The following is a 3341-nucleotide window of genomic DNA, read 5'->3' on the forward strand; positions in this document are numbered from 1 at the left end:
AAGAAGACGCGGCCGCGGGGGGCGGCCGCGTCTTCCATGATCCAGAGCTGGGGTAGGCTCCGGCAATCCGAAGCGAGGGGTGGAGCTTCGGATTATTCGTGATCGCATCCCGGTATGCCGCGACGCGTCATCTCGGGTTCACGCATAAAGAATTGAGCGCCCGGCAGATGAAATTCAAATGAACTCGCCGTAATGATCTTCGGCCGGCAAGGTCGCCGCCGGAGACGGGAGCGCACATGACCGAGGCCGTGGTCGGAAAACTGTCGAAGAGTCTGACGGCGGACGCGCCGGTGTTTGCCGCCTGGGTGGGCATGAACGAGCCGGCGGTGGCCGAGGCGCTGGCGCGCGAGGCGTTCGACGCGGTCATTCTCGACATACAGCACGGGGCGCTGGACTTCGCCGGCGCTTCGCGGGCGATCCTGGCCGTCGCGCTCGCCGACCGGCCGGCGATCGTGCGGGTTCCGGTCGGAGATTTCCCGCTGGCGAGCCGGCTGCTCGACGCCGGCGCCGCCGGGATCATCGCGCCGATGATCAACAGCCGGGCCGACGCGGAACGCTTCGCGTCGTTTGCCAAGTTTCCGCCCCTGAGGAGCGGTCGTGGGGTCCGCGCGCGGCGCTGCCCCTCAGCGGGCAGGACACGCACGGCTATCTCGCTTCGGCCAACACGCTGACCCACGCAATCGCCATGATCGAGACCCGGGAGGCGCTGGACGCGCTCGACGACATTCTCGCCGTGGACGGGGTGGACGGCGTGTTCATCGGCCCGGCCGACCTCTCGATCGCGCTCAGCAACGGCGCCAAATGGGACCCGCGCGGGCCGGCGCTCCTTGAGGCGGCCGCCAGCGTCGTCGCCCGCGCCCGCGCGCACCGCAAGTACGCCGGCATGTTCTGTTACGACGGCGCGGACGCGTTCGCGATGGCGGGGCTCGGCTTCAAGCTCTGCTCGGTGGGGTCGGACGGCTCGCTCTTGCGCGCCGCTGCGATCGCCGAACTCGGGGCGGCGCGCGGCCAGGCGGCGCCCGCATCTGGAAAAGTTTCGAAATCGTACTAAATATCATAAGGTTGGCGGAAGCGCCGGCCGCGTCTCGCTGGGGCGCGGAGGGGCGCTTTTGGCGTGCATCTGCGGCCACGAAGGGCTAGAATGTGTCGCATGTCGACTCGCGGTTGGTTCCGCTGAAGCGTTCCCCACGAAAAGGCCGGTCTGTTGAACGAGGAAATCAAGGGTCTCGCCCGTCGCGCCGACAGCGCGAGCGAGGCGTACGGCGCGGATTCGATCAAGGTCCTCAGGGGCCTGGATGCGGTGCGCAAGCGTCCGGGCATGTACATCGGCGACACGGACGACGGGTCCGGCCTGCACCACATGATCTACGAGGTTGTCGACAACGCCATCGACGAGGCGCTGGCCGGCCATGCGCGGCTGGTCACCGTCACTCTCAACGCCGACGGCTCGTGCACGGTCACCGACGACGGGCGCGGCGTCCCGACCGGCATCCATGAGGAGGAGGGGGTGTCGGCGGCCGAGGTCATCATGACCCAGCTCCACGCCGGCGGGAAATTCGACCAGAACTCCTACAAGGTCTCCGGCGGACTGCACGGGGTCGGGGTGTCGGTCGTCAACGCCTTGTCGACGAAGCTCGTCCTGCGCGTCTGGCGGGACGGCCTCGAGCATTTTGTCGAGTTTGCCCATGGCGACGTGGTCGCGCCGTTGAAGGTCGTCGGCCCGGCGCCGGTCGTCGAGGGCCAGCCTAAGCGCGGGACCGAGGTGACGTTCTGGCCGTCGTCCGAAACCTTCACCATGGTCGAGTTCGACTATTCGACCATCGAGCACCGCCTGCGCGAGCTCGCCTTCCTCAATTCCGGCGTGCGCGTCGTGCTGACGGACGCGCGGAGCGCCGAACCGAAGCGCGAGGAGCTTTTCTACGAGGGCGGGCTCGTGGCCTTCGTGCGCTATCTCGACCGCGCCAAGACGCCGCTGATCGAGAAGCCGATCCTGATCAGGGGCGAGCGAGACGGCATCGGCGTCGAGGTGGCGCTGTGGTGGAACGACAGCTACCACGAGAATGTGCTGCCCTTCACCAACAACATCCCGCAGCGCGACGGCGGCACGCATCTGATCGGTCTCAGGAGCGCGCTGACCCGGCAGGTGGTCGGCTACGCCGAGAGCTCGGGTCTTTTGAAGAAGGAGAAGGTTGACCTCTCGGGCGACGACTGCCGCGAGGGCCTGACCTGCGTCCTGAGCGTCAAATGTCCCGACCCGAAGTTTTCTTCGCAGACCAAGGACAAGCTCGTCTCGTCCGAGGTGCGGCCGGTGGTCGAGGGGCTGGTGAACGAACTGCTGCAGCAGTGGTTCGAGGAGCACCCCCCCGAGGCGCGGGTCATCGTTGGCAAGGTGGTGGAGGCGGCGCAGGCGCGCGAGGCCGCACGGAAGGCGCGCGAGCTGACGCGGCGCAAGGGCGCGCTCGACATCGCGAGCTTGCCCGGAAAACTCGCCGACTGTCAGGAACGCGATCCGGCCAAGTCCGAGATCTTCATCGTCGAGGGCGACTCGGCCGGCGGCACCGCCAAGCAGGGCCGCAACCGCGAGTACCAGGCGGTTCTTCCCTTGCGCGGAAAAATCCTCAACGTCGAACGGGCGCGTTTCGACAAGATGCTGTCGTCCGAACAGGTCGGCACGCTCATCACCGCGCTCGGCGCCGGCATCGGGCGAGACGACTTCAATGTCGAGAAGATTCGCTACCACAAGATCATCATCATGACCGACGCGGACGTGGACGGCTCGCACATTCGCACGCTCCTGCTCACCTTCTTCTTCCGCCAGATGCGGCAGGTGATCGAGAACGGCTACCTGTTCATCGCCCAGCCGCCCTTGTTCAAGGTCAAGCGCGGCCAGTCGGAGCAATATCTGAAGGATGAGCGGGCGCTCGAGGACTATCTGGTCGAGACGGGTCTCGAGGGCGCGTCGGTCAGGCTGGCCGGCGGCGAGGTGCGGGTCGGAGCCGATCTTCGCGCTCTGGTCGAGGAGGCGCGCGCCATGCGGCGCCTGCTGATCGGCCTGCACTCCCGCTACAACCGCGCCGCGGTCGAGCAGGCGGCGCTCGCGGGCGCGCTGAGGCCGCTGGCCAACGCCGACGACCCCGAGGGCGTCGCTCGCGCCGGCGTGCTCGCCGAGCGGATGAACGCCATCGCCGAAGAAACCGAGCGCGGCTGGTCCGGCCGCATCGAGGCGAACGGCTATGTCCTGACGCGCGAGGTGCGCGGCGTCCGGCAGGCGGCGATCCTCGACGCGGGCCTGATCGCCTCGGCCGACGCCCGGCGCCTGGCCGAGCACGCCCGGCCCCTGG

1 protein-coding gene and 1 pseudogene are annotated in these 3341 nt (G+C 68.0%); both read left to right on the forward strand.

The genetic code is table 11. The features are described 5' to 3' along the window. The first annotated feature begins 236 nt into the window (after positions 1 to 236). Positions 237 to 1051: pseudogene (locus tag ACLP25_RS17260) on the forward strand (HpcH/HpaI aldolase family protein). A gap of 153 nt (positions 1052 to 1204) precedes the next feature. Beyond that, positions 1205 to 3341, forward strand: a 2137-nt coding sequence (locus ACLP25_RS17265) for a DNA gyrase subunit B (RefSeq protein ID WP_442470411.1), incomplete at its 3' end; no start/stop codon positions are given.

This window comes from Roseiarcus sp. (genome assembly GCF_052145395.1).
Classification (GTDB): Bacteria; Pseudomonadota; Alphaproteobacteria; order Rhizobiales; family Beijerinckiaceae; genus Roseiarcus.